The organism is Bacillus cereus group sp. MYBKT14-1, assembly GCF_051915185.1.
In the GTDB taxonomy this organism is placed as follows: domain Bacteria; phylum Bacillota; class Bacilli; order Bacillales; family Bacillaceae_G; genus Bacillus_A; species Bacillus_A cereus.
The window spans coordinates 298511-324732 of record NZ_JBQAEF010000004.1; the positions used below are offsets into that span (position 1 = coordinate 298511).

The following is a 26222-nucleotide window of genomic DNA, read 5'->3' on the forward strand; positions in this document are numbered from 1 at the left end:
TCCTCCATCTATACACAGATCCCCTGCATGAATACAGAGGATCTATCTTCTTATTGAATATTTGACAGTATACGTTCAGCACCTAATTTTAACATTTTAATAAAGATATAATTTACAATCGTAAACATTACAAATAAAACGATAAACATAACCCACAGTCCGACATGAAGGAAGAAGTATAATACACTTACTCCCCCCACAATAATTAAAGCTATTAAAATATTAGCTAAAAAATTCCACAAAGTTGTATATCGACTTTTAAATAATTTCTGCTCTGTATCCCAATGAATATCTGCAGTTTGTGCGTCCCAGCGTGTTCCGATTAAATTAATTAATAACAACCCGTTCGCACTTAGTAAAAACCACAGTATCATAAAGACTGGAGAAATCCCAGCTACAACTGCCATCGTAATACCGAATACTGCTAAAATGATTACATTAATTAACCAAGCAGTGATTGCTTTCGCAAAAAAGATATCCGAAGCCTTTACTGGTAAATAACGATTCACAAACCAAGAGCTTCCATCTCGCGAAAATGACGTTGTTGCAATGACGTTACTACCCATTAAAAATAACGATGCACAAAGGCCAACACCAATTGCAAATCCTGTTGTCTTTGGATTGTTAATATACTCTGTAATAAACTTTAAGTTTCCATCTTGCACAAATAAAATAAAGAACAACATAATTGGCATAACGAAAGTTTGTACAATGCAATTTAAGAAAAATTGTGGTGTACGGAATAACGTTTTAAATTCTTTTTTCACATACGCTTTTAAATGCGAACTTTGTACTGTTGATTTCTGTAAACCTTCCGCCGAAATAACTTGTTTCTTTGCTGTACTCGTTGAAAGTCCAATAACCCCTTTTAAATATGTACGCTCTGCAATGTAATAAAACAACACAAAAAATACAAATGAAATAACTGCAAAGATTATTACATATAAAGGTCCCTTCCAATTTGCATTTTCTACTAATGCTACTGCTCCAAAATATGTAGTTGGAAAATAGTTTGTCATTTGTACTAAAAGAGAAGACTGGTTGTTTGCAAGGTAATCCGCAATTGCATCTTCAGAAAACGAACTTTTATTTTTCCACTGCAAAAATACGTTAATTCCTACAATAAATAGTATACTTACGATTCCAATAAATATATTTCCTCGGTCTTTATTTTTCGCTATATTTGTATACCTCATAATAACTGTCATCAGTAACGAAGCTAGTACTAACGGCACAATTGGGAAGAGTAAGTAAATAAAAATCATATATATATAATATGTAATAAATGCGCCACTTTTTAAACCGTACGTAATGAAGATTGGTAATAAAATAAATGAACTCATTACGTATTGTGTAATTAATACCGTTAAAAATTTTGCCGAAATAATTTGCGCTGGTTTTAATGGTAATGGTAATAACATTTCAATGTCATTGCTGTAGTAAAATACAGTTAAAATGTTCGTTATACTCATTAAAAATACCCATATACTCGCAATCGCAAGTCCCATTGCGATAATCATTCCTGGATCTTGCCCTAAATGTATCATTCCCTCATACATTGCATGCGTGATAGAACCAAACAGTAAAAAGCCGACAAATAAAATAGCTGCAAATGAAAATACATACGCCCATCGCTTCTTCTTATCTGTTATAAAATCTGCATAATTTAATTTCAATAATACTTTCGTTAACGTCCAAATTTTACTCATTGCCCGTCATCTCCAAGAACATTTTTTCAAGTGATTCATTGGATTTAAAATGATCTCTCATTTCATCTAAATTTCCTTTAAACTGCAAATTCCCCTTATTAATAATAGCAACCCGGTCACATATTTTTTCCGCTACTTCTAATACGTGTGTAGAGAAAAATACAATCTTTCCTTTATCCGCATGCTCTCTCATCATTTCTTTTAAAATATATGCAGATTTCGGATCAAGCCCAGTTAATGGTTCATCTAAAATCCATACATCTGGCTCATGTACGAGCACACCAATAATAACGATTTTTTGTCTCATACCGTGCGAATAACTTTGAATTTGATCAGATAAAGCATTATAAAGATCAAACTTCTTCGCTAAAGACTCTATTCGTTCTTGTCGTACTTCTTTCGGCACTTCATACATATCGGCCATAAAGTTTAAATATTCAATTCCTTTTAATCGTAAAAACATATCTGGACTATCTGGTACATAACCAAACGTCTTCTTCGCTTCCATCGGCTCTTCCATAATATTTTTTCCGTTAATCGTAATAGTCCCTTTGTCCACCCCGTGAATGCCAGTAATCATCTTAATTGTCGTTGATTTACCCGCACCATTCGGTCCTAAAAATCCAAAGATTTCGCCGCTAGGTACAGATAAACTTAAGTCTTTTACTGCATAGGTAGACCCATTATAACTTTTTGACACATTCGTAATTTCAATCATTCCATCCAATCCTTTCCTTAATTACCAAATAACTATATTGATATTATAGCATACTTCTATTTTTAGATTTTTGTATTTTTCAGTTTTTTAACCTTTGAAATAAATATACAGACCTAATCCAACAATCAAAACGACAGCTAGTATAATATAAATCATCGTAAGCCTTCTAATATTCCCCTTTGTCGCTTTACTATAGTTTGCATCACCCTTTCGCCCAATTAACACCGTCGCGACTACAGTAATGACTACAAGTAATACAACGATCATAATCCAATTTAGCATACCTTCCTCCCCCTCCTTACAACCATTTTACAATATTATCCTCTTTGTTTCGCAGCATATTTCCTCTTTTTACTATTATTATGAAGCAAACTGGAAAACTATTATTACCATTCCTATCCAATTGTGATATATTTGTAACATAACGTGACTTATTTCTAACAACGTAAGGAGGACCTATCATGAAAACAACTTGGATAAAATATTTAGGATTTCTCGGTTTCTTCGGTTTCCTCGGATTTTTTTATGAAAAAGGATTGTTTACTATGTTCTGTTTCTTCTCCTTTTTCACATCGTATAGAACAGTTCAACACGATGAACTGTTTGAACAAATTGTCAATAAATCGTGCCGCAATGCATTTATCGTTACGTTACTAACTACCGCAATCATTATGTTTATTGAAATGTTATTTCCAAACCCGGCGCTACAAGAAATTGATATCGCTCTTATTTTCGGCACACTCATTCTTACATTCGGTTTTTCTATGTTCTTTTATGATAAACCTGTTGATGAAATGGAAGATGCACCATGGCGTTCGTAACGAAGATAAAAGAATACCGCGCAAAATTGAACATGACACAAGAAGATTTAGCGAAGAGCGTTAGTGTGCGACGTGAAACAATTAGTCATCTCGAAAAAGGTAAATACAATCCTTCCTTACAACTTGCTCACGATATAGCGAAGGCACTACATAGTACGATTGATGAGATTTTTATTTTTGAGGATAAATAAAAAATACCGTCATTCTTTCCAAGAAGAATGACGGTATTTCTCATTGATTATCCATATAAAACCGCATGAAATACGCCTAATAGTAAGTATTGATCCTCCATGTAATCTCCATCATATGCATTCATCTCGATGTAATACATATCTTCCTCAAGACGAATATTCCAATCTGCAATTACATAGCCCTTTCGTAATAATTTTCCCATTCCAAATGAAGTTTTATGAACAACATATTCTTCTGCCTTATATGTAAAGGTAAATAAGAAATTTGCATCCAATAACTTTCCGTCACATACAAGTATTTCATGCTCTGCATCATGATTATCTTTGTACGTTACTAAAATCTTTCTTTGGCGCTGCCTACTTACATCCTTTGCAATGACGCGAATATTGCCCTTACTATCCTTTATTTCATAAATGATATTACTACCAATTTTCGGAATGAAGTCCAGCACTCTCATCAACGTATTTTTATAATAACCCCGTACTACGCCTACTTGCTCACTTCCATTATAAAACTCTATCGGCGTCGTATCTGCTTTGCTATCACACGGTCGTTTGTAAGAGAGCTGCATCATTCGCTCTCCTCTTAAGTACTGATCAAACGTCACAGGATATTCTATCATGCGCAGTTCTTTATTTAACTCATACAAATAGCGTTGAACACTCTCTATTAATGTTATAGTAGCTATACGCTCTTGAAGTTCAAATTCTTGCCAGCTGGAAAAAACATTCCATTGATTATGATCCTCTTCGTAGAAGAAACTAAGAATTACCTCTTCACGGTCAGCCGTTTCATATTTCATAGGCACGTTCTGCCCATGTTGAACTTGTTCCATCCACTGACCTAAATAAATCCCCAGCTCTGCAACCTTCATACATGATTTTTGAAAAAATACGCTGTCACTCGCGCAAATCGTTACATCTCCTTCGATAAAGCCCTTTGAATAAGCATCATACCGTGGCTCATCCTTCTGCGGGAGATTCTTGTCTAACTCAAATAAAAACGTTAACATCCTTTATTCACCTCTAGTTGTTACACTAATCATACATGACATCGCATCACGCTAGGAAACTATTTATATACGCATATTTAATTCACGCATTATAACACGTGAATGACCTTGTATAGTAGCTCTATTTTTTTGTTCTATATCTTAGTATATGAATTTATATGAGCAATTTTTCAAATATATCTATCGCAACTTACAATATATCAACGATTTTTCAAATATATCTATCACAACTTACAATATATCAACGATTTTTCAAATATATCTATCACAACTTACAATATATCAACGATTTTTTCAATATATCGATTTTTCGACAAATATCAGCACAATTAAAATGAAGCTACCTTTTCTTCCGCCACTTCTACAATTTCTAAAATTTGTAGCAGACTCTCCACTTCATAAGTCGGGTTAACATCTGTCCCGTTTTCTTTCAAACTCGGATTATACCAACACGTATCAATGCCGTAATCTTCTCCGCCTTTCATATCAGAAGTTAACGAATCTCCAACCATTAGTACGCTTGATTTATCAGTAATCCCAAACTTCTCAAACGCATAATCAAAAATCTCACGTGCTGGTTTTTGATGACCAACTTCTTCAGAAATAATAATGTGATCAAAGAAATTACATAAAGGCGAATTTCCGATTCTTGATTGTTGCACCTTCGTATATCCATTCGTAATAATACCTAACTTGCAATCTTGTAGATTTTCACATAATTGTACTGCGCCTTCTATAAGATGTACTTCCTTCCCTAAATTTTCAAGGTATACATCACTAAATTGCTGCGCATCTACGTCTATATTATGCATTGCAAATAATTGTCTAAATCGCTCTACGGCTAATTCACTTAGCGTAATCATTTTATTTTCTAAATCTCTCCATAATCCATTACTAATCTCTTTATAGCTTGCAAGATAATCATTATACCCTGTAGGCATATCAAACTGTACAAACGCATTATGCAATGCGTGTCTTTCCGTTTCAGGGAAATCTAATAATGTATCATCTACGTCGAATAATATAACTTTGTATTTCATGATGTTCTCCTCAATTCCTATTTTAAAAGCTTCGTTCTCATTGCTTATAAATTTTTATATATTTCGTGATGAAGCGCTTTAACCCGCTCTTTATAGAATACACCTTTATCTTTTATTTTCAAATGTGCTATAAATAAGTTTGCTAGCATGACTGCTGTATCTAGTCTATAAAATAAACTAACAATATGAGGAGTAACATTAAAGATACTATCATTCTTATATCCATCTTTAAATTCATCCCAACTAACCTCATTTGTTTCAGCTATTCTCATAAGCTCCAGCAATGGATGACCAATTAAAGCGTTATCCCAATCAAATATTGCTTTAACTTCTCCATTATACCCGATTAAATTGGCTGGTCGAATGTCCATATGTAATAAACATTTTACATGATCTGCTGTACTAAGAATATATTCAATTGTTTTTGTATTCGGAAGATTGATTTTACAGTTCGTGATTGTATTAAACCCTTCTATCCGTTTCACAATTCGTTCTGCTATATACTTACTAATGGGCTCTCTAATATTTTGTTTGTAATACAAACCATCAATTGGCATACTATGAAGCTTGCTCACTAACTCCCCTATTTTGCATGCGGAAATTGGCGTACGATCAGCATACACACAATCCGAAATTAAAAAATCAAGTTCGGTTGAAAGATGCAATCCGTGTATCCTTGGTACTGGAATACCCTTTGAATGACAATACTTAGACAGCTCCGCTTCCTTTTGCAACGAAATCCGACTGTTAAATAAGTCTTCATTTATATTTTCCACTTCTCTTTCCCACGGTACTCGAAATGCTAAAGACCCCTTTTCTGAATCTCCTTGAAAAACAATATTTTGCACTCCCGTTCCAATCACCTTTAAATCTTGAATAGCTAGTTCCTTATACTCTTGACTTAGTATTGTTGCCAGCTTTTCTCTTAACCCCTCTGCTTTTACACGTGTATAAATCATTTTATCCCCCGATTCTTAAGTTCTTTTCATCCATTTTCTCCTCGGTGCACAACATCCTCATTAACAAAATTATAGCAACAATAGTAAAAGGAGGCTAATCCGCTCAGCCTCCTTTTACTTATTAGTCTTCTAGTAATAACTCTTTCATTTCCTCTAACGACTCTTTCGTAAAGCCAAGGGCCCTTTCAGCGTATGCTTCAACTGATCCGTATTGCTTTTGAATTTCACCAATCGCAGCTTGCAAGTATTCAGCACGTGCTTCAAACATTGCACCTAATATCGCTCTGCTCTCATCGTTTTGTAATTTCGCACCTAAAAAGGCCATCATTTTTTCATTTAGCTTTTCACGGAATCCGTTACTTAGTAAGTAGTCTTCCATTACTGTTTTTTCTGGTACACCTAGTAAAAGTAGTAATAATGCTGAACCAAATCCAGTACGATCTTTTCCAGCTGTACAGTGGTTTACTAACGGTAAGTTTTCCGGGTTTTGCGCTAAGTTTAAGAAGCTTACGAATGCCTCGTTACCACTTACGAAATCTTGATTCATTTTCACAAGATACTCACCTGGTTTTCCTAACATAGAAAGGTCACCAACTTGGAAAAACTCATTTATATTTAAGTCTTTCGCTAAGTCTTGCATAACTGGTAAGCACACTTGACGAGCACCTGTAATCTCAGGATTTGGCTTATGCTTTACCTCAAAGTCTGTACGATAGTCACAAATTAACTTTAAACCAGACTTTTGTAAATAGTCGATATCCCACTCTGTTAGTCCTGCTAATTCTTCAGAACGGTATAATTTGCCCCATTTCACTTTACGTCCATCTGTCGTTTCATATCCACCCATATCACGGAAGTTAAACGCACCTTGTAATGGCAATCTACGCTCAGCTACTGACACTGCTTGTCCATTACTTCCTACTAGTCTAAAATATGGACGTTCATTTTCACTCGGGTTTTCAATTGTATATGATAATCCTCCATTTACAGTTGCAAGTAACTCTCCATTTTCTTCAATATGATCTGGTGAAGTACTCCAATAAATGCGAACTTCTTCTATATTATTTTCCCACTTTATTTGTAACGTATTGTCTTCATTTCTTTCTACAGTTGCTTGTAGCCAATGTCTTTGCTGCTCCATTCTTTCACCAACGCTTTCTCTTATAATCGAATCTTACCCTATTGTATTATGGGAATATCCATTTTGTCGTTCTCATTTTTCTTTTTATCTTACAAACAGGCGAAAAGTTCTTTTACTTGTTCAAAATTTGTACATGGATTACCGCGAAATACGTATGCGATTTGTTCATTACCTAAATCTTCGTATACAACTGTTCCGCGATTAGGGTGCGAATAAAACTCTAACCCGTTTATAATTTGTTTTGGGCCATAGTTCATTGTCCATGAAGAAATAGGATAATACGCTTTGTTTTTATGTCTACAAACCCAAAGTGCATATAGTTTATTAACTTCGTCCCAGTATACATACTGCGTTTCGTCATTTCCGAAACCGACCGATTCAAGTTTCCAATTTAGTTTTTCATGAATTAACAAATTTACATAGGATACGTCATCTGGAGCATTCCACTCTCTACATCTTCCTATCTCACCCATTTCACTTCTCTTCGCTTGAAAGCTTAATAAGTGAAATGATGTATGTAATATCGTTTTCCCAAGCTCCATATTTACTGGTTGTAATTCAAATAGAAATCGTTCCATTTCGTCTTGGTTTACATATCCATGATCAACAGAAATTTCAACTTGTGTTTTCCATATAGATGTAACGTAACTTTCTTTTCCTTTATAATTTATACCTTTCCAATACACAAGCCCTTTATATTGAAAACAATCTCCTTTTGCTTGAGAAATACAGCTATCCGGAAATACTGGTTCCATTATATCGAGAAAAAATTCCTTTACTCGAAACATCCCAGTTGGAGTAACAACCTGAAACCAAAAAGTTCCCCACTTTTCACCTTCATAACGTTCTGAAACTTTTTCAACATTCCAGCCTTCTAACAATACATTTGGATACAATAACACGAATGAATGCATGGATTGCTTTAACATATATAGTCCCCTCCCGCTATACGAGTTCGAGAGTATACATCATTCATCCTCCTAAAACTTTCTTACATATCTCTCAGTTGAACTAAACAACTGACATCCATTCTTTTCAAAAACATCCTTCATCCACTCATTTTGCATATTTGTCTCACCAATATAATAAGATGCACCTATTTCCTTTAAGACAAACATCGCACCTGCAAATAATGCGGCTTCATATCCCTTATTACGCACATTTGGAGTAACTGCGAAGTACATAAGTTTTCCTTCTTCTAACGTACCTCTTTCAATATGCGGGATTACAATTCCTATCGGCTTTTCATCGACACTCGCTGTTAAGCAATGTTCTTTCCATTGCTCACCAATTTCTTGTAGCATCATGTGCACAAATTGATCATGAGCGACTGGTTCTCCCGTCGCTTCATTCCACAGTGAATAAAAAGCCTCTTCTCCAACTTCTTCAATAAGCTTAAAATCAATTTCACTTTCTACATCTTCTACTTCGTATATATCTTTAAATACAATCATGTTTTCAGTAACATATTCAAATGAATACGTTTCAAAACATTTTTTATACACATCATAATTTGGACTTTTTGAAGAGATTTCAAAATGTAGTTTTTCTAATCCATCTTTTTCAGCTTCAGCAACGTAATATTGCACCATCTCTTCTAATTGCTCTTCTGTAAAAACCTCTGCATTATTTTCTTTTATCATAATAGAAGAAGCACTTCTTCTTATTTTAAAATGTTTTTCTAACTGTTCTATCGTCGTCATATTCTTCCCTCATCTATATCATACTCGAATTTCTAATCGTTCTCCTTGCATGAGCAGGATTGTCCTTGAATATATAGAATACTAGAAAAGATCGCATCTTTAAAGTGCGGAGGAGGTTCTCCATTGGATATTACAGCATTGCAACAACAGTTAGAGCTTATACAACAAAATGACTATACGCAACTGCAACATATAGACGTAAATGAGTTAACTTTGAACATGCTTCAGTATATCGGAACGACTGATAGCTACGTTCGTTACCAACTTATATATAAATGTTTTGCGCATTTCATTCATCATGAATTCCTTATGGACGATCAGCTGAAATTACTTCTGCAAACTTGTTTAAGTGATGAGTATTTATATTGTGACATTTACTCCCCACATACAGATGGGGTTTTCACACGTTCTTACACTGTTTCGTTAATTGCGTTAATACTCCAATTCGCTAATTCGCACTACTTTTGTACAGAGGAGGATATTGAAGAAATAAAAAATAAACTCATTACATACACAAACTTAGAAACGGATTTTCGGGGCTATATTGAAAATAAAGGATGGGCTCATTGTCTTGCTCACGTATCTGATGCCTTTACTGAAATTGTTCATAATACGTATACAACTTTTGAATGGTACGAGGAGTTAATTCATTGTTTATTAAATAAAATCTTTATTCCATCTGATCTTTTTCATAATAACGAAGATGAGCGCATCGTTACTCCATTACTAGCAATGCTGTATCATGATTTTCCTCAGAACGATTTAATTTCTATTATTCATAAAAAAATAAAAAGGCTTCCTCAAATTAGAAAACGCCTTTCGCTTAATGAGTATTGTATTTTATGTGCTAATATTAAAACCTTTTTACGCACATTATTTTTCAGAACGAAAGATGACCATAACTTAGCCTTTACAGCACGTAAAACAGAAAGAATGTTAAAAGAACTTCCTAACTATTATTAAATACAAGGAGCAATGACATGGGTTATATTGAAGATATGAGAAATCTAGTAGGAAATCATCCACTTATTCTAATAGGATCACACGCCATTATAGTAAATGAAAAAGGTGAAGTATTGCTGCAACTCCGTACAGATTTTAACCGCTGGGGCATTATTGGCGGTGCCTTAGAATATAACGAAACATTAGAAGACGCTTTAAAGCGAGAAGTGTTTGAAGAAACTGGACTTATTATTAAAAATCCAGAACTATTCCGTACATACTCTGGACCAGATTACTTTCAAATCTATCCAAACGGCGATCAAGTACACGGTGTACTCGTTGTTTATATTTGCCGAGAATTTTATGGTGAACTTGTATGCGATCAAAGTGAATCAAAAGAACTACGCTTCTTTTCACTTGATGAATTACCTAATAATCTTCCTCCTGTTATCGAGAAGATTATTACAGATTATCTAAAAAAATAAGGGAACGCTTAACGTTCCCTCTCAAATCCAATCCGTTTTTTAATTTCTGCTAAATTTATCTTCGCAATAGCGCGTGCCTTCTCAGCACCGTTTTCTAATGCTTCATATAATAAATCCGGCTCATTCATATACATTGCGTACTTTTCACGAGGTCCAGCTAACTCTCGATCTACAACGCGAAACAACGCTTTTTTCACATCGCCCCATCCGATTCCAGTCTCATATTTTTCACGTAATGACTGTACTTCGTCTTCTGTCGCAAATTCTTTATAAATTGTAAATAAGGTTTCTAGTTCTTTCGGTTCATTTGGAAGTGAAGAATCTGTTTTGATTTTAAATATTAATTTTCGTAGTTTTTCTTGCTCTGCAAATAATGGGATTACATTTCCGTAACTTTTACTCATCTTCCTTCCATCAAGACCAGGTAAAATAGCTCCTTCTTCTTGCACTACATACTCCGGTAGTGTAAATGTCGTGCCAAATGTATGATTAAAATACGTCGCAATATCACGCGCAATTTCAATATGCTGAATTTGGTCTTTTCCGACAGGTACATGTGTAGCTTGAAATAGTAATATGTCGGCTGCCATTAAGATCGGGTACGTATATACCCCCATATTCACTCCTGCATCGACCTCTAACCCTGCTTCTTTATTTTGCTCCACCTTCGCTTTATACGCATGAGCACGGTTCATAAGACCTTTCGGAGTTAGGCAAGCTAAAATCCAAGCTAATTCTAGAATTTCCGGTACTTCTGTTTGCCGATAAAAAACAACATCTTCACCAAGTCCAAGTGATAACCAAGTAGCTGCTACCTCTTTCGTATAACTGCTGAACTTTTCTGAATCATGCACAGCATTTAATGCATGATAATCAGCTATAAAGTACAATGCTTTTCCTTCATTATTCTTTGACATTTGTAATGCAGGTTTAATCGCACCAATATAATTCCCTAAATGCGGATAACCTGTCGGCTTAATTCCTGTTAACATTATTTTTTCACTCACACTAACTCCTCCTTTCGCAAAATAAAAAGAGCCCCTCATCCTTAAAAAAGGACGAGAGACTCCCGCGGTACCACCTTAATTAGCTATCATTAGCTCACTTCATACTTCAATAACGTGAAGTAACCGTCTTTACCTACTCATTTCAGTTAGAAGCTCCAGAGTCCATTCCATATTCATCCCTTACTGATTTCCACCACATATCAGCTCTCTGAAAAGTTTCGAATATGTACTCTTCTCTTTCATTGCTTTTTCGTTATTTTTTACAGTTTATCACATTTCACTTCCAAACAAACCCTAATTTTCTATTTTATATAGCAGGAATTTCCACTTCAATTGTCTAATGTTATATAGGTTTGTTGAAATATTCGAAACAACTTTGGAGGTTTTTTCATGGTAAAATATATATCAATTTTAGGTTCAACAGGATCCATCGGCACATCTGCATTAGATGTCGTTTCAGCTCATCCTGAACATTTTAAAATCGTCGGTTTAACCACAAATTATAATATCGATCTTCTTGAGCAACAAATCAAAACGTTTCAACCTCGTATTGTAAGCGTTGCGACAAAAGACTTAGCAGACAAGCTTCGTACGCGTATTTCAGCAAATACAAAAATCACACACGGGACTGATAGCTTAATTGCAGTAGCTACTCACCCTGATTCAAATCTTGTATTAAGCTCTGTTGTAGGTGTTTCAGGATTACTTCCAACAATTGAAGCATTAAAAGCGAAGAAAGATATCGCTATTGCTAATAAAGAAACTTTGGTTGCAGCTGGACATATCGTAACTGAACTAGCGAAAAAAAACGGATGTCGCTTAATTCCAGTAGATAGTGAGCATTCAGCTATTTTCCAATGTTTAAACGGAGAAAATAATAAAGAGATTGAGAAGTTAATTGTAACAGCTTCCGGTGGTGCTTTCCGTGATAAAACACGTGATGAAATGCAAACATTACAAGCAAAAGATGCTTTAAAGCACCCAAACTGGTTAATGGGCGCAAAACTAACGATTGATTCTGCCACATTAATGAATAAAGGGTTCGAAGTAATGGAAGCGAGATGGCTATTTGATATTCCATATGAAAAAATTAATGTAATGATTCATAAAGAAAGTATCATTCATTCTTTAGTAGAATTTATTGATGGATCAGTTATGGCACAGCTCGGTGCTCCTGATATGAGAATGCCGATTCAATATGCGTTTCACTATCCTACTCGGCTACCTTCTTCCTATGAAAAATTAAATTTATTAGAAATCGGTAGTTTACATTTTGAAAAACCAGATTTAGAGAAGTTCCCTTGTCTACAATACGCATATGAATGTGGCAAAATCGGTGGTACTACTCCCGCTGTATTAAATGCAGCAAATGAAATTGCGAATGCGCTATTCTTAAAAAATGAAATTGCCTTTTTCGATATTGAAAAAACAATTTACAAAACAGTTGAAGCTCATCATAACGTAAAAGATCCTTCACTAGATGCTATATTAGAAGCGGATCAATGGGCGCGCCAATATGCAAATGAATTGTTAATAAAAAAGCGCTAAAACAGTTCCCACTGTTTTAGCGCTTTTTTTCACGTATTCAACTTAACAAATCTATAACCGTGCGTAACTAATACTTTTAATATCGCATATCCTGGAATGGCTAAAATAATGCCCATAATCCCGAATAAGTTTCCGGCAGTTAAAATGATAAAAATGATAGTAATCGGGTGAATATCTAACTTTTTACCCATGACTTGCGGAGAAATAAATTTACCTTCTGCTAATTGTACAACCATCATAACGATAATTACTTTTAACACCATTGCTGGCGAGTCGATAAATGCGATAATTAACGCTGGTGTAATCGCGATAATTGGTCCTACGTACGGAACGATATTTACAATCATCGCTAAAATCGCAAGTAATACCGCATATTTAATACCAATAATAAGATAACCAATTAATAGCATAATACCGATAAACAAGCTCACGATAATTTGTCCTCTAATATACGAGCTAATCGCATAATGCATATCATCTAGTATTCTCATTGCTGCTGGTTGTCTTTGCTCTGAAATAAACTTTAAAAAGTGATTCGGCAATTGCTCACCATCTTTTAAAAGATAGAACAATATAAATGGAACCATTACAAATGTCAAAACAACCTCTGTAACAGTACTCAAAAATCCAGTTACATTCCCAGTTACTGATGATAATGACTTTGTAAAATCAACTGTGTATTCTTTTACCATATTCGCAACATTAATATTTAAATTCTCCTGAATTTTACCGAGTAAATTACTTTCCCCGAATCTACGTGCTGCTTGTTCAATCTCATGGCCAAAATACGGTAAGTTATCAATTAATGCATCAATTTGATCTTTAATAATAGGGATAACCGTTACAACTAAAAATACAAATAATCCTAGTACGATTAAATATATGGAAGCTATCGATACGATTCTTGAAACACCTTTCTTTTCTAAAAGCGAAACGAATGGATGCAAAATATAAAATAGCACGCCTGCTAATAGTACTGGGAAGAAAATTGTTTTTAAAAATACGATAAACGGTGTAAAAACAAATGATATTTTTGTTAGCAATAAAATATTAATGAACAATAACGCAAATCCAAGTAATACCGCCAAATAATTTTGTTCTCTAAAAAACTTTCTTAACTTATCTCTTTTTCTTATATTTATTTTCTCCAATGAAACCACCTCTTCGAATGATGAAAAGCCCTTATTCAGGGCTCTTCATCATAATCTATATCTCTATTTCTTTGCAGCTTTCACTACAAATGATACAATAAGAATTAACACGATTGCACCTAATAATGCCGGCACGACATGAATCCCACCAAATGATGGCCCAAAGGATCCAAATAATCTACCACCTAACGAAGCACCTAATAGACCTGCGATAATATTTCCGAACATACCACCTGGGAAATTTTTACCGGTTATAGAACTAGCAATTGCACCTATAATAGCACCAACTATTAATGTGATAATCCATCCCATTTTTAGTCCTCCATTTCTATTATAGTTTGTATGATTCAATACAAACATATGTATTTATCATTGCTAATCATATTTCACTATAGAAATATATTTACTACTATTTTACATATGGAGATACATATATTATATGCAAAAAAGAAAAATATTGTCAAACTAACCCATAAAGCAATTATATTCATATACCATATTTAAAGGAGGCTTCATTATCTATGATTCTTAAGTTAAATTCCACTTCTTTTGAAGTAGCAACCTCCATTTTACAGGTTCAAATTCCAGCTTATAAAGTTGAAGCAGACTACTTGAATAGTACTGCCATACCTCGTTTATATGATACTGTAAACGATATTCAAAATTGCGTTGAAACATTCTATGGATATTTTTCTGAAAATAAACTTGTCGGTTTTATTTCTTTTGTACAAGAAGAAAAACTAATCGATATCCACAGGTTAGTTGTATCGCCCGATTTTTTTCAAAAAGGAATCGCAACGAAACTCCTAATTTATATATTTAACATGTTTCCCTCTTCAATGACATACATTGTACAAACAGGTAAAGCGAATACCCCTGCTATTACTTTATATAAAAAACACGGATTCATTACAGTATCAGATACAATACTTCCTGACGGTATGATTCTTACGCAATTAAAAAAGACAGAATACACAAAATAATTTGACTCGTTCGCTCCTTTATGTTATCTTTTACTTTATAAAACCTTTTGCTGAGTCCAAATTTTGGAGCGGGGGAACCATTTTTGTAGCTATGCTACTTGGGGCGAATCTTTTTTAAGTAGGGAAACTCTCACTTCCCGAGTCCGACAGCTAACCTCGTAAGCGTAATGGGAGAGGAAGGTGCTTTTTGCCTATGTTACACATTTTGCCTCCTTAATTATAAATATGGGATCGATATCAAATAGTCACCTATATTTATAGAAAAGGAGAATGTATTATGTTACGTTTATCTGATCACGCAATTAAAATGATGGAGCAAAGACTCCGGATTGAAAAACAACGCACATATCAAGCAAATAAAGTTGTAGATAACTTACATCACAAATACTTCTTTCAGCATATTTTTCAACCGAAAAGATAAAGAAACGGTTCATTTAACATTAAAAACACAAGGTGTGTCTAAAAAGACATTCCTTGTGTTTTTTATTTTTCTTATAATATTCTCACTACATTTAAACTTGCCGTAATTGCACCTGCTATGGTCGTTACATGCCCTACACCTAATGGACCATTTTGTAATACTAACGTTGAATTAGCACTCGTTACATTCACAAGAAGTGTATTTGAAATGGCTGGTTCGATTACTACAGTTGATGTCGTTACGTTTTGTATAAAACTCCCTGTTAGTTGCGTTCCATTTAATAGCAATCTCACAGATACTGTCTCATTCCCACCAGTCGCGTCCCCTTGGAAATAGTAGCTTACTAAATATATTCCTGGCGTCGCTACTGTGACTGTCGTAGCACTAGTTAACGATACACCAGTTCCATATACAGTGGATCCAGAATTAATTGGGATAGTGGCATTTGCCGCAATTGTACTTGTTGATGTAGAAAAGAAATATCCGCCACCTGTCGATATAGCAGATGATCCTGTTGCCCCTGTCAAGCCAGTAGGACCCGTGGCACCTGTTGGGCCTGTTACTCCCGTTCCCCCTGTTGCTCCAGTTATTCCTTGTATGCCTTGTATTCCGGTCGGTCCAGTTGCACCAGTCACTCCCGTCGGGCCGGTTGCTCCCGCCTGCCCTGTTATCCCTTGGGGACCTTGAATTCCTTGTAGACCTTGGGGACCCGTTTCTCCCGTCGGGCCGGTTGCTCCCGCCTGCCCTGTTATCCCTTGGAGACCTTGGATTCCTTGTAGACCTTGGGGACCGGTTACTCCCGCCTCGCCTGTTGCTCCCGTTGGACCCGTTTCTCCTTGTGGTCCTTGAATTCCTTGAGGACCTTGGGGACCCGTTTCTCCAGTTGGACCTGTTGCTCCCACCTGCCCCGTTGGACCTGTCGAGCCGGTTACCCCTTGGATTCCTTGAGGTCCAGTCGGGCCGGTTGGACCAATCGGACCTTGGATTCCTTGTATCCCTTGAATACCCTGTGGGCCGGTTGGACCTTGTATCCCTTGTATACCTTGAATTCCTTGTGGGCCAGTTGCACCTGTTGTACCAGTCGGGCCCTGTGGACCTTGCACCCCTTGTATTCCTTGAGGACCGGTTGGGCCTATACTTCCTTGTGGTCCTTGAATACCTTGTATTCCTTGAGGACCCGTTGCACCTGTTATACCACTCGGACCTTGTACGCCTTGCACTCCTTGAGGTCCGGTTGGGCCTTGAGGACCTTGGATTCCTTGTAGCCCCTGTAAACCAGTTGGACCTGTCGCTCCCCTTACTCCTTGCTCACCTTGTATGCCTTGTATCCCTTGAGGGCCGGTTGGACCGATTGGCCCCTGTGCCCCTTGCACTCCTTGTGGCCCAGTCGGACCGGTTGGGCCGATTGGGCCTTGGATTCCTTGTAGACCTTGGGGACCTGTCGGGCCGGTTACTCCTTGTATCCCTTGTGGACCTTGAATACCTTGATCACCCGTTGGACCTGTTGCCCCCATTGGTCCCTGCACTCCTTGCAAACCTGTTAAACCGGTTGCTCCTGTTGGACCCTGTATTCCTTGCACTCCTTGAATCCCAGTCGCTCCTGTTGCTCCGGACGCCCCGGTTGCCCCGGTTGCTCCCGTCGGACCGGTTGGACCTCCTGGTGACCCTGCTGGGCCGGTTGGACCAGTTGGACCTCCTGGTGGACCAGTTGGACCAGTTGCTCCAGTCGGGCCAGTTGCAGAACCTGTCGGACCAGTTATCCCGGTGGCTCCTGTTGGGCCGGTTGGACCTGGATCACCTTGTAAACCGGTTGGACCAGTCGGACCCATTACACCTTGCACTCCTTGTATTCCTTGTATTCCTGTTGGACCTACCTGCCCCATTTCTCCCTGGGGACCTTGTAAACCTTGAACACCAGTTATCCCTTGTGGACCCATTGGTCCTTGCTCCCCTTGAATTCCTTGAGAACCAGTTGGCCCTGTTGGACCAATCGGACCCTGTATTCCTTGTATTCCGGTTACACCTTGTAAACCACTACCTCCTAAATTCCCTTGCACACCTTGTATACCAGTATTTCCAGTTGGTCCAGTCGGACCAATTTCCCCTTGCACTCCTTGTATTCCTTGTATTCCTGTTGGGCCGGTTGGACCGATTTCTCCTTGCATTCCTTGTATGCCTTGTATTCCTGTTGGACCTGTTGGACCGATTGGACCAGGAATTCCTTGTATCCCTTGAATACCAGTTGGACCAGTCGGACCTCTTTCGCCTTGTATTCCTTGAACACCTTGTATTCCCTGTGGACCTCGTTCTCCCATAGGCCCTTGATTACCTTGAGAACCTTGTGGTCCAGTTAAACCAGTTGGGCCGGTCGGACCATTTTCTCCTTGTACCCCTTGCACTCCTTGTATTCCTTGAGGGCCGGTTGGACCGATTGGACCTTGTACGCCTTGTATTCCTTGAGGGCCAGTTGGTCCACCTAAAGCACCGGTTGGACCGGTTGGTCCAGTGGGCCCCGTAATACCTGGCGGTGGAAAAGGAATAGGTGCTTGAAACTTACTACACTTATCTTGATTCTTCACAAGCATCTCCCCCGTTATAACTAACGTATCAAACTATTTTTAATATATTTAAACTAGCTGTTATCACACCAGATAATGTCGTTACATGCCCGATAGCTAATGGACCATTTTGTAATGACAAGGTGGAATTTGAAGAAGTAACTTGAATTATCATCGTATTAGAAATCGCTGGTTCCAATACAAAACCTGCTGTAACATAAAAAATAAAACTCCCTGCGACTTGTGTTCCGTTTAACGTCAGCCTTACTGAAATTGTTTCATTCCCACTAGTTGGATCCCCTTGAAAATAATAACTTACTAAATATATTCCCGGCGTACTCAACGTTACAGTTGTTGCACTTGTTAAACTAATTCCTGATCCAAAAATTGTAGAACCAGAATTGATTGGTATTAGCGCATTCGCTGCAATTGCACTCGTTGCAGTGGAAAAGAAATAACCGCCCCCACTAGGTAAACCAGTCGCTCCAGTCACTCCTACTATTCCCGAGAAGCCTATTGCTCCTACACTACCAGTTGCGCCTGTAGGTCCAACCGCTCCGTTTTGTCCCTGACTACCTTGTGCTCCAACTGGACCTATACTACCACTAGCACCTGTCACTCCACTTGCTCCAATTGGGCCTTGCAAACCTTGAACTCCTTGTATACCTTGTATTCCTTGCGGACCCGTTGCGCCTGTATTGCCTGTCGTTCCCGTTATTCCTTGTATTCCCGTAATTCCTTGCACTCCTTGCGCTCCAATTGGTCCTGTCCCTCCCCTTACACCTGTTGAACCAGTCGCACCCGTTGGACCTGTTGGACCTCCTGGTGGACCAGGTGGACCAGCTGGTCCAGTCACCCCACTAGAAGGGCCAATTGGACCGGTTGTTCCCGTCGGACCGCCCGGTGGTCCTTCTGAGCCTTGAATACCAATGCTACCCGTCGCTCCTGTTATACCTCTTATTCCCTTTACCCCTTGAAAGCCTGTTGCTCCCGTTATACCTTGTATTCCTTGCACACCTTGTGGTCCTTGTAAACCTATCGCACCTGTTATCCCCTTTATTCCACTTATACCTTGGGCACCTTGCATTCCAGTAGAACCAGTTGGACCCACTTCACCTTGTATTCCTTGTGCTCCTTGCGAGCCTTCCTCTCCAGTAATTCCTTGTATCCCTTGGAAGCCGTCTTCTCCTTGTATACCAGTAGCCCCTCGCTCTCCTTGTATTCCTTGAACACCTTGAGGACCTTGTGAACCAGTTACACCCGAGACTCCAGTTACGCCTCTCTCTCCTTGCATTCCTTGTGCCCCTGTTTGTCCTCGCTCACCTATTTCCCCTTGTATTCCTTGTGTACCTTGTATTCCTTGACTACCAGCAGGACCCGTAGCTCCTTGTATTCCTTCTAATCCTTGTACTCCAACATCACCAATTAAACCTTGGTTTCCGATTAATCCTTGAGCACCTTGGAGACCAGTTGGGCCAGTTATACCTTGCTCTCCTGTATCACCAATAGCTCCTTGTATTCCTTGTGCTCCTGTTGTCCCTCGGGGACCTTGTATCCCGCTGATACCTTGAGGACCTTGGGGCCCAATCGCTCCCGTCGGTCCAGCCACCCCTGTAGGACCAACAGGACCTTCATGCCCTCCAGTTGGACCGATTGGACCACTATTACCTGTCGGACCAGTTGCTCCTATAAGCGGAAGAGGCAGTGCCACTCCGAATTTTTTGTAATTTCTATGATGACGCACAACAACCCCCCTCCCCAAAAATAATTACACTTTTTATATGAAATGCGTTTTTATAACAAAAGTACACATTTAACCTCAATTTTATTAAAATAAAGAAGCCTATCATTTGTTTGAAATGATAGGCTTCTTTTATAAAAACAGTTTACTTTCTAGCTTTAATAATAAAAGTAGTCGGCACCATTCTAGCTTTATATAAAGAATAATACTTCGTAGACGGCTCAGCTAGTTCTCCACCAAACGAGCTTGATGGTTCAGGCTCTTCTATTCTCTCAATTTTAAATCCCGCTCTATTTAACTCATTTATGTATGTACTTATTTTTCTCTTATATAATGTCGCTTGTACATTTTCTCCTTTAAATGTTTCAAACGTAATGGGCGTTTCCTCATGATAAGAAGACTTTATAGCAACTTCTTCTGTACCATACTGTAAGTTTGAATATACTGGGTGCTCCCAACTCAAATAAAACTTCCTCCTGGCTTTACATATGAATAAATCAGTTCCAACGTTTTTCTTAAATCCGAAGTCCAACCTAATGCATAACTGGAATATACAATATCAAAATATCCTTTCGGAATATCTCCTTCTTCTTCCATTGCTCCGCATACTAACTTTGGATTCCAACCCTTTAACGTCTTATTCGCTATTTCAATTTGTGCACTCGAAAGATCAAGCCCCCATAATTCCTCTGCCGCCTGTTCCGCCATATACTGCAACGAATGTCCACTTCCACACCCAATATCAAGAACCTTTTTCTTTCTAATTGAATCGGATAAATGAATCTCATCTTCAGACGCTGTATACGGACCATATTTAGGTAAACAATCCACTTGAAAGAAATAAGGGGCAACTGTATCCCAACAATTTTTATTTATAGCTAACATTTGCGTACCTTTCATATTCTACATTCCCCCATCCATTTTTCTTTCTCTAATATTAATTACATATCATAACCAGATCGCCCTTTTCTCTTCGCCCGGTAGTTTTTCACTTTCGCAATCGTACCGCATGCTCTTCCTCCTTCTTCTCCAGCATACATACCGCACCATCTTTTACTTCCATTTCGCGAATGATCATAAAATACCCAGCGACAATCTGGACATGCTTTTAACCTTCCCCACACATTTTCTTGAATTGACATTAACACAATGCTTAACACTTTTGTATACACATTCTCTTCATATACTGGTTCATATGTAATACCTTTCATATCATCCTTTATATGTACATGAAATGGGTATTTCTCTAACCATTTTTGCAATGATCCTTCGCCTTCAATTGTCATCCGAATATCTTCTCGAAAATCTCTTAATTCCTCTATCGTATGAAACGGAAACTCTTCATGAAAATATTTATTCATAAATTGCTTTATATTATCTTCTGTTTGTAGCAAATCAATTGCTTCTCTCGTATCATTTGGTATTCTCCATGTATTTAAAAATTCTCGAATATACTCTAATTCACCTGGTGCGTTCTGGTTCAATTCCTTCCACCTTCTTCTTAAAATTTACTTTTTTCTGACTTTATGTATAATTATAGTATAAAATCGTTAACCATCAAATTATTTTATTGGTTACATAATTAGGAGGGTTTCTGTGAAAAGTTTCTCAACACCGATACGTTTCATGCTTATTTCTTCATTTTTTATGTCTTTTGGATATTTTGCAGTGTACGCATTTTTAGCTATTTATCTATTAAACTTTCTCCATTTTTCAGCTGTTCAAGTAGGAACAGTGTTGACGGTTATGACAATTACATCACGAGTTATCCCTTTATTCTCAGGATTAATTGCTGATAAAATAGGCTATATCATTATGATGATAGTCGGATTATTTTTAAGAGGAATCGGATTTATCGCTTTAGGAATATGCTCTGATTTCTATACAATTTCTATTTCTTCTGCACTTATTGGCTTTGGAACTGCATTTTACGAACCTGCTGCCCGCGCCATTTTCGGCTCACAACCAGCCCATATAAGAAAAAATTTATTTACATATTTAAACCTTAGTTTTAATTGCGGTGCAATAATCGGACCAATTGCAGGAGGTGTCTTACTCTTACTCGATCCAATCTATGCTTTCTCTCTAACAGGATCCCTTATGCTATTATTTGCTTTCATCTTTTACTTACTTAAAAATCAATTCCAAGTCACTTCTGAAAATACATCTATTACATTAGGAATACAGGCTATTTTACAAAACAAACCTTTCCTTTTGTTTTCATTTATCATGATCTTCTTCTATATTATGTTTACTCAGCTTACTGTCGCACTTCCACTTCATATGAAAAACATTAGTAGTAGCAATCAGCTTGCTACATTAGTTATTACGATAAATGCAATAACAGGCGTCATATTCATGGTTTTATTTCGCAAACTATTTCACAAATACAACACACTTTCGATTATTAAATACGGTGTTTTATTAATGGGATCTTCCTTTTTACTCATCCCTTTATTTCAACAACCATATTGGCTATTTATTTGTGTAATTTTATTTACAATTGGTGAAACGCTCGTATTACCAAACGCTGATATCGCTATTGCGAATTACAGTAATGAATCATATACAGCTACTTATTTCGGATTTTATCAACTATCACTCGCATTTGGTTTTATCATCGGTAACTATACCGGGACATCGTTTACATCCAACTTAAACAGAATGTTTACACCATGGCTTATTTTCGGCGGAATAGGACTTATTGGTTTTATTTCTCTTCATATTTTAAATATTAAACAAGGGGACTCTAAAGAGGATATATACCTGTGTAATGAAACGAAACATCTGTAACACATTACAATTGAGAAGGTACTTTTAGACAAGCGACCTATAATAAAAAGATTCGACCATCATCTTTGACAGTCGAATCTTTTTATTTTTCATATTCAAGGTGATTATGTCTTTTACAACCAAATAAATAGCAAGCCCCTATATAATCAGTTTCAAACTCTAATCCTGGAACGTATCCAGATTTGATACGTTCTACCATTGTTTTATAACAATTATTCTCTTCTGTATATTCCTCAATTAACTCTTTCTTATCATTTTCTGTCCAGTTTTCTTCTACTTCTTCATTCTGAACATCTTCTATTTCTGCTGTTTTCGCTTCGATAGATTCCCGTATAACTTCATTTATACGGGAGAAATTATTCGTTTTATATAGAGCATACACAAATCTACCAATCCAATTAGGACTTTTCCAGCATTCTTTGTATCCCTTTTCGAACCATTCAATTGCTTCTTTATAGCAATTCAACTCAACATATAAATCTGCTACATTAATTTCCCCTAAAAAATTATCAGCTTCCCTGTTAAAAGTATCTAACTTCTCTTTTGCTTCTGTCGTTCGTTCTAAATCAATTAAACATTTTACATAGCTATACATGATATAGTCCGAATCCCCTGCAACTCGTAAAAAAAATTCCGAAGCTTTTTCCAGCTCTCCAAGTTTATAATGAGCTACAGCTACATTATGATATGCTTCATCCGATGGTTGAATCGAAATAGATTTTTGTAATACTTCCTTCGCTTCTTCCCACTTTTTTTGTTTTATATAAATTTCCCCTAAGATGTTATAGGGAAAGTATGAAGAAGGATTCAACTTAACAACTTCTCTTATTAATTCAAGAGCTTTCTCATCATTCTCTTCCTCATAAAAGTACATCCAAGCCAGATTATTGAGAGATTGTACATCTCTAGATTTATGTACTGCTTGTTGAAATAGTTCCATTGCTTCCTCATATTTATTTTGTTCAAACATTTCAATTGCCTTCTCATTAATGTTCAAATAACTACCTCCGAAGTGAATGAATTCATCTATTCCCTATCATTATTGTAAAATGTAAAAATTGTAATTTCTATAAAAAAATTTCTTTCTCTCGTCTACATTTCGATTGAAATAGAAGCTAAAACACAAGAATTTACAACAATCAGTAAATTCTTCAATCTCCCTTAAATTGGATATACACCCTGTTTTAATTTACATATTATGGTACAATTAAGGGGGTACTAACTAAACATTTACGCTCCACACTAGTAATCTAGCAATACCAAAATCAAAAATCACATAGAATGGAGGGGATGTTATGAAAAAGAAATTACTTGTTCTTCTATTCACTGGAATCATATTATCAGGATGTTCAACTATAGCAGAGAATTCTTTAGAAAGCGGGAAAGGCAGTATGGAATTATTAACACCAACGATCACAGCAAAAGATAATGAATTAGAAATTAAAACTAAAGGCATTGATGAAAATAAAGTAACTTTTATTTATGTTGCTAATAAAAAAGTGTTAGAACAAAAGCTAAAGAATGGTGAATCCTACAAGCTTAACATTAAAGATATCGAACACGCTCATCGGACAGACTACAAACCAAAAGTTCAACTTTTGCAAACGAAAGATGATAATGATGATGGAGAAATAGTAACCTTCAAACAAGTTAGATATACAGTTAAAAACTAATTTTAAAGTTGTTTCATTATAAATGTAACGAACGAAAATATACTTTTAACAGTAGATAAATGTAAGGGGTGCTAACATGAAAAAACGATGGATTTCTTGGTGGATTGGTAACCTATTTTGGATTATCGTTTTTGGAATATGGGCCGCTATTATTTGGTTACGAGAGGTTGATGGTGCTGGTGTTATTCAAACACCTGAAATTAAATCCATATCACTTATCGTTATATTAATCGCGTTTATCATACCGGTATTTTTTCAAGTTATATGGCTAATCATTAATTTGAGGATGAGTAGAAAAAATAATTATACGATTTAGTTTTTCAATTAACAATAAAAAAGAGAGGAATCTACATCAAAATAGATTCCTCCCTTTTACATTTGGACTTATACTGCACTTTTAATGCAGCACTACTCCTCTTTTTTACGATGCATGTTCATCTTTCTTCTTCATTAACGCTCTTTTCTTCATCGCCTTCGTTAAATATCCACCCTTAAACGAGCGAATTTCATACGAAGACATAAACGCTTTCGGTGCAATTTCATTAATGATTTCTAAAAGCTCTTTCTCTCTAGAACGCTTTGCGACGATATCTAAGCGATAACGTATAGAATTAATACCTTCGCCTTCAAATACTGTAACGCCAAATCCAGAGTGACGTAACTCATCTACTAATTCATTACAACGGTCTAGTAAACTAACTTGATACGTAATATAACCAATTGCTAATTTATTCTCTATATAACCGCCTAATAACAGTCCCGCACTAAAGCCAATGACATAGGCAACGATGTTCATCCAATTTGATAAATCTTGAAACACAATACCTAAACTGACAATGTAAATAGCTCCTTCTAACAATCCAACACCAGCAGCGGATCTTGTTTGATTCTTTACAAGCAAAATCGTACGGATTGTTAAAATTGGAACGTAAATAATTTGAAGCACAAAAATAAGTAGCGCTTGTAACATTGGTATCCACCTCTTTCAAAAAGTCTTTTGTCATAATAACATACATAACCTTTAGAAATCGATGGGTTTTTAATTTTTTTTTTATTATTTTTCATACTATTGAAAAACGCAAAAAAGAAGCGTATTATATTTGTCGTTAATTTGATTACTTGTATCATATCGCTAAACTAAAAAAGGAACCTGATTAGGTCCCTTTCATCATAGCTCTATGTTTTTTGAAGCATGTTCTCTTTGCTTCTCTTCTTCTTTCACTAACTGCATATTTGCATAAGCTAAATTTGCAATCATTAAAAAGTGACCACCTAAAATACCTGTACCGAATGCCCACATTTCCATTTCATGCTCAATTTCATACATGATGATAGCTCCTAAAATAGCAGCTGCAAATCGGTTTAAAACTCCTAATCCAGGAGCCTTTTTCTTCATTACGATACTTTTTCCGAGTTTCTCCACTCTGCGAGCTAATAACCAAAGACAATAGGCGCTTACTGCTAATCCAATACCGAACCCTGTCACTTGTTTTCCAAACGGAGTAATCGTCCACATAAGTAGTAAACCACTAAAGATCACATACAATTGTAATCGATATACACGTAAGGCTTCTTGAATCAAAATATCCGCTCCTAAGTTCTCATTTTTTGTACTTTAGAAGAAA

Annotated in this window: 28 protein-coding genes, 1 pseudogene, 1 riboswitch and 1 other annotated feature; of the genes and pseudogenes, 10 read left to right on the forward strand and 19 right to left on the reverse strand. The window is 36.7% G+C overall.

Annotated elements, in window-relative coordinates:
* Positions 1-50: 50 nt before the first annotated feature.
* The 3 genes from ACTFO4_RS13935 to ACTFO4_RS13945 form a co-directional block, all read right to left on the reverse strand.
* The gene (locus ACTFO4_RS13935) at positions 51-1709 is read right to left on the reverse strand and encodes a putative ABC transporter permease subunit (RefSeq protein WP_000036885.1); all 1659 of its coding nucleotides are present in this window, start codon (positions 1707-1709) and stop codon (positions 51-53) included.
* The gene (locus tag ACTFO4_RS13940) at positions 1702-2427 is read right to left on the reverse strand and encodes an ABC transporter ATP-binding protein (protein ID WP_000570204.1); all 726 of its coding nucleotides are present in this window, start codon (positions 2425-2427) and stop codon (positions 1702-1704) included. The genes ACTFO4_RS13935 and ACTFO4_RS13940 overlap by 8 nt, the downstream gene beginning before the upstream one ends.
* Positions 2428-2514: 87 nt before the next feature.
* Positions 2515-2709 (reverse strand): hypothetical protein, encoded by a 195-nt coding sequence (locus tag ACTFO4_RS13945; RefSeq protein ID WP_000935861.1) that lies wholly within the window; start codon positions 2707-2709, stop codon positions 2515-2517.
* 179 nt (positions 2710-2888) lie between these two features.
* On the opposite strand from ACTFO4_RS13945, the gene ACTFO4_RS13950 reads away from it, so the two are divergent.
* Positions 2889-3248 (forward strand): DUF3796 domain-containing protein, encoded by a 360-nt coding sequence (locus ACTFO4_RS13950; protein ID WP_000859213.1) that lies wholly within the window; start codon positions 2889-2891, stop codon positions 3246-3248.
* Positions 3236-3439, forward strand: coding sequence for a helix-turn-helix transcriptional regulator (locus ACTFO4_RS13955; protein ID WP_000896308.1), 204 nt, complete (start codon positions 3236-3238; stop codon positions 3437-3439). The genes ACTFO4_RS13950 and ACTFO4_RS13955 overlap by 13 nt, the downstream gene beginning before the upstream one ends.
* A 47-nt stretch (positions 3440-3486) precedes the next feature.
* On the opposite strand, the gene ACTFO4_RS13960 is transcribed toward ACTFO4_RS13955, so the two are convergent.
* The 6 genes from ACTFO4_RS13960 to ACTFO4_RS13985 form a co-directional block, all read right to left on the reverse strand.
* Positions 3487-4452, reverse strand: a complete 966-nt coding sequence (locus ACTFO4_RS13960; RefSeq protein WP_016124940.1) for a tubby C-terminal domain-like protein — start codon at positions 4450-4452, stop codon at positions 3487-3489.
* Positions 4453-4781: 329 nt separating this feature from the next.
* Positions 4782-5492, reverse strand: a complete 711-nt coding sequence (locus ACTFO4_RS13965; protein WP_137396899.1) for a YjjG family noncanonical pyrimidine nucleotidase — start codon at positions 5490-5492, stop codon at positions 4782-4784.
* A 44-nt stretch (positions 5493-5536) separates the two neighbouring features.
* A complete protein-coding gene (locus tag ACTFO4_RS13970; RefSeq protein WP_326038443.1) occupies positions 5537-6451 on the reverse strand; it encodes a phosphotransferase in 915 nt (304 codons plus the stop codon).
* A 121-nt stretch (positions 6452-6572) separates the two neighbouring features.
* Positions 6573-7592: a tyrosine-protein phosphatase gene (locus tag ACTFO4_RS13975; protein WP_440014356.1), complete on the reverse strand. Its 1020-nt coding sequence runs from the start codon at positions 7590-7592 to the stop codon at positions 6573-6575.
* Positions 7593-7681: 89 nt separating this feature from the next.
* Positions 7682-8521 carry a hypothetical protein gene (locus ACTFO4_RS13980; protein WP_011110255.1) on the reverse strand — a complete coding sequence of 280 codons (840 nt, stop codon included), beginning with the start codon at positions 8519-8521 and terminating at the stop codon, positions 7682-7684.
* Positions 8522-8572: 51 nt separating this feature from the next.
* A complete protein-coding gene (locus ACTFO4_RS13985; protein WP_000207418.1) occupies positions 8573-9295 on the reverse strand; it encodes a GNAT family N-acetyltransferase in 723 nt (240 codons plus the stop codon).
* A 123-nt stretch (positions 9296-9418) separates the two neighbouring features.
* Here ACTFO4_RS13985 and ACTFO4_RS13990 point away from each other — a divergent pair, with 123 nt between their 5' ends.
* Positions 9419-10258, forward strand: a complete 840-nt coding sequence (locus ACTFO4_RS13990) for a DUF2785 domain-containing protein (RefSeq protein ID WP_000355451.1) — start codon at positions 9419-9421, stop codon at positions 10256-10258.
* 17 nt (positions 10259-10275) lie between these two features.
* Entirely contained in the window at positions 10276-10722 is a 447-nt protein-coding gene (locus ACTFO4_RS13995) for an NUDIX hydrolase (RefSeq protein ID WP_017673882.1), read from the forward strand.
* A gap of 8 nt (positions 10723-10730) precedes the next feature.
* On the opposite strand, the gene ACTFO4_RS14000 is transcribed toward ACTFO4_RS13995, so the two are convergent.
* Positions 10731-11729 carry a tryptophan--tRNA ligase gene (locus ACTFO4_RS14000; protein WP_440014357.1) on the reverse strand — a complete coding sequence of 333 codons (999 nt, stop codon included), beginning with the start codon at positions 11727-11729 and terminating at the stop codon, positions 10731-10733.
* Positions 11730-11773: 44 nt separating this feature from the next.
* Positions 11774-11981 (reverse strand) — a binding site (T-box leader).
* 138 nt (positions 11982-12119) lie between these two features.
* Here ACTFO4_RS14000 and ACTFO4_RS14005 point away from each other — a divergent pair.
* On the forward strand, positions 12120-13277 hold the full coding sequence (locus ACTFO4_RS14005; RefSeq protein WP_440014358.1) for a 1-deoxy-D-xylulose-5-phosphate reductoisomerase: 1158 nt from the start codon (positions 12120-12122) through the stop codon (positions 13275-13277).
* A gap of 29 nt (positions 13278-13306) precedes the next feature.
* Here ACTFO4_RS14005 and ACTFO4_RS14010 read toward each other — a convergent pair whose 3' ends face one another.
* On the reverse strand, positions 13307-14428 hold the full coding sequence (locus tag ACTFO4_RS14010) for an AI-2E family transporter (protein ID WP_000411484.1): 1122 nt from the start codon (positions 14426-14428) through the stop codon (positions 13307-13309).
* Positions 14429-14491: 63 nt separating this feature from the next.
* Positions 14492-14740, reverse strand: coding sequence for a GlsB/YeaQ/YmgE family stress response membrane protein (locus tag ACTFO4_RS14015; protein WP_000539732.1), 249 nt, complete (start codon positions 14738-14740; stop codon positions 14492-14494).
* Between the two features lie 209 nt (positions 14741-14949).
* On the opposite strand from ACTFO4_RS14015, the gene ACTFO4_RS14020 reads away from it, so the two are divergent.
* Together ACTFO4_RS14020 and ACTFO4_RS14025 are read left to right on the forward strand one after the other, a co-directional pair.
* Entirely contained in the window at positions 14950-15411 is a 462-nt protein-coding gene (locus ACTFO4_RS14020; RefSeq protein ID WP_000601229.1) for a GNAT family N-acetyltransferase, read from the forward strand.
* A gap of 38 nt (positions 15412-15449) precedes the next feature.
* Positions 15450-15592, forward strand: a riboswitch (cyclic di-AMP (ydaO/yuaA leader).
* A gap of 96 nt (positions 15593-15688) precedes the next feature.
* Positions 15689-15832, forward strand: a complete 144-nt coding sequence (locus ACTFO4_RS14025; RefSeq protein ID WP_000945243.1) for a hypothetical protein — start codon at positions 15689-15691, stop codon at positions 15830-15832.
* A gap of 71 nt (positions 15833-15903) precedes the next feature.
* On the opposite strand, the gene ACTFO4_RS14030 is transcribed toward ACTFO4_RS14025, so the two are convergent.
* The 4 genes and pseudogenes from ACTFO4_RS14030 to ACTFO4_RS14045 form a co-directional block, all read right to left on the reverse strand.
* Positions 15904-18417, reverse strand: a complete 2514-nt coding sequence (locus ACTFO4_RS14030) for a BC_3345 family exosporium-associated protein (RefSeq protein ID WP_440014359.1) — start codon at positions 18415-18417, stop codon at positions 15904-15906.
* Between the two features lie 22 nt (positions 18418-18439).
* A complete protein-coding gene (locus tag ACTFO4_RS14035) occupies positions 18440-20134 on the reverse strand; it encodes a collagen-like protein (protein ID WP_440014360.1) in 1695 nt (564 codons plus the stop codon).
* Positions 20135-20276: 142 nt separating this feature from the next.
* Positions 20277-21031, reverse strand: a pseudogene (locus ACTFO4_RS14040) (class I SAM-dependent methyltransferase).
* Positions 21032-21072: 41 nt separating this feature from the next.
* Complete coding sequence (locus ACTFO4_RS14045; RefSeq protein ID WP_017673878.1) at positions 21073-21615, reverse strand: CGNR zinc finger domain-containing protein; 543 nt, start codon at positions 21613-21615, stop codon at positions 21073-21075.
* A gap of 112 nt (positions 21616-21727) precedes the next feature.
* Here ACTFO4_RS14045 and ACTFO4_RS14050 point away from each other — a divergent pair, with 112 nt between their 5' ends.
* Positions 21728-22924, forward strand: coding sequence for an MDR family MFS transporter (locus ACTFO4_RS14050; protein WP_410988155.1), 1197 nt, complete (start codon positions 21728-21730; stop codon positions 22922-22924).
* Positions 22925-23006: 82 nt separating this feature from the next.
* Here the strand turns inward: ACTFO4_RS14050 and ACTFO4_RS14055 are convergent, their stop codons facing one another.
* On the reverse strand, positions 23007-23921 hold the full coding sequence (locus ACTFO4_RS14055; RefSeq protein WP_061457495.1) for a tetratricopeptide repeat protein: 915 nt from the start codon (positions 23919-23921) through the stop codon (positions 23007-23009).
* A 298-nt stretch (positions 23922-24219) separates the two neighbouring features.
* Here ACTFO4_RS14055 and ACTFO4_RS14060 point away from each other — a divergent pair, with 298 nt between their 5' ends.
* Positions 24220-24597, forward strand: a complete 378-nt coding sequence (locus ACTFO4_RS14060) for a hypothetical protein (protein WP_000728047.1) — start codon at positions 24220-24222, stop codon at positions 24595-24597.
* Positions 24598-24673: 76 nt separating this feature from the next.
* Positions 24674-24913, forward strand: a complete 240-nt coding sequence (locus ACTFO4_RS14065) for a DUF3923 family protein (protein ID WP_000747695.1) — start codon at positions 24674-24676, stop codon at positions 24911-24913.
* 105 nt (positions 24914-25018) lie between these two features.
* Here ACTFO4_RS14065 and ACTFO4_RS14070 read toward each other — a convergent pair whose 3' ends face one another.
* Both ACTFO4_RS14070 and ACTFO4_RS14075 read right to left on the reverse strand, forming a co-directional pair.
* Positions 25019-25567 carry a DUF2179 domain-containing protein gene (locus ACTFO4_RS14070; RefSeq protein ID WP_000938438.1) on the reverse strand — a complete coding sequence of 183 codons (549 nt, stop codon included), beginning with the start codon at positions 25565-25567 and terminating at the stop codon, positions 25019-25021.
* 198 nt (positions 25568-25765) lie between these two features.
* Positions 25766-26179, reverse strand: coding sequence for an ATP synthase subunit I (locus ACTFO4_RS14075; RefSeq protein ID WP_000613883.1), 414 nt, complete (start codon positions 26177-26179; stop codon positions 25766-25768).
* Between the last annotated feature and the right edge of the window lie 43 nt (positions 26180-26222).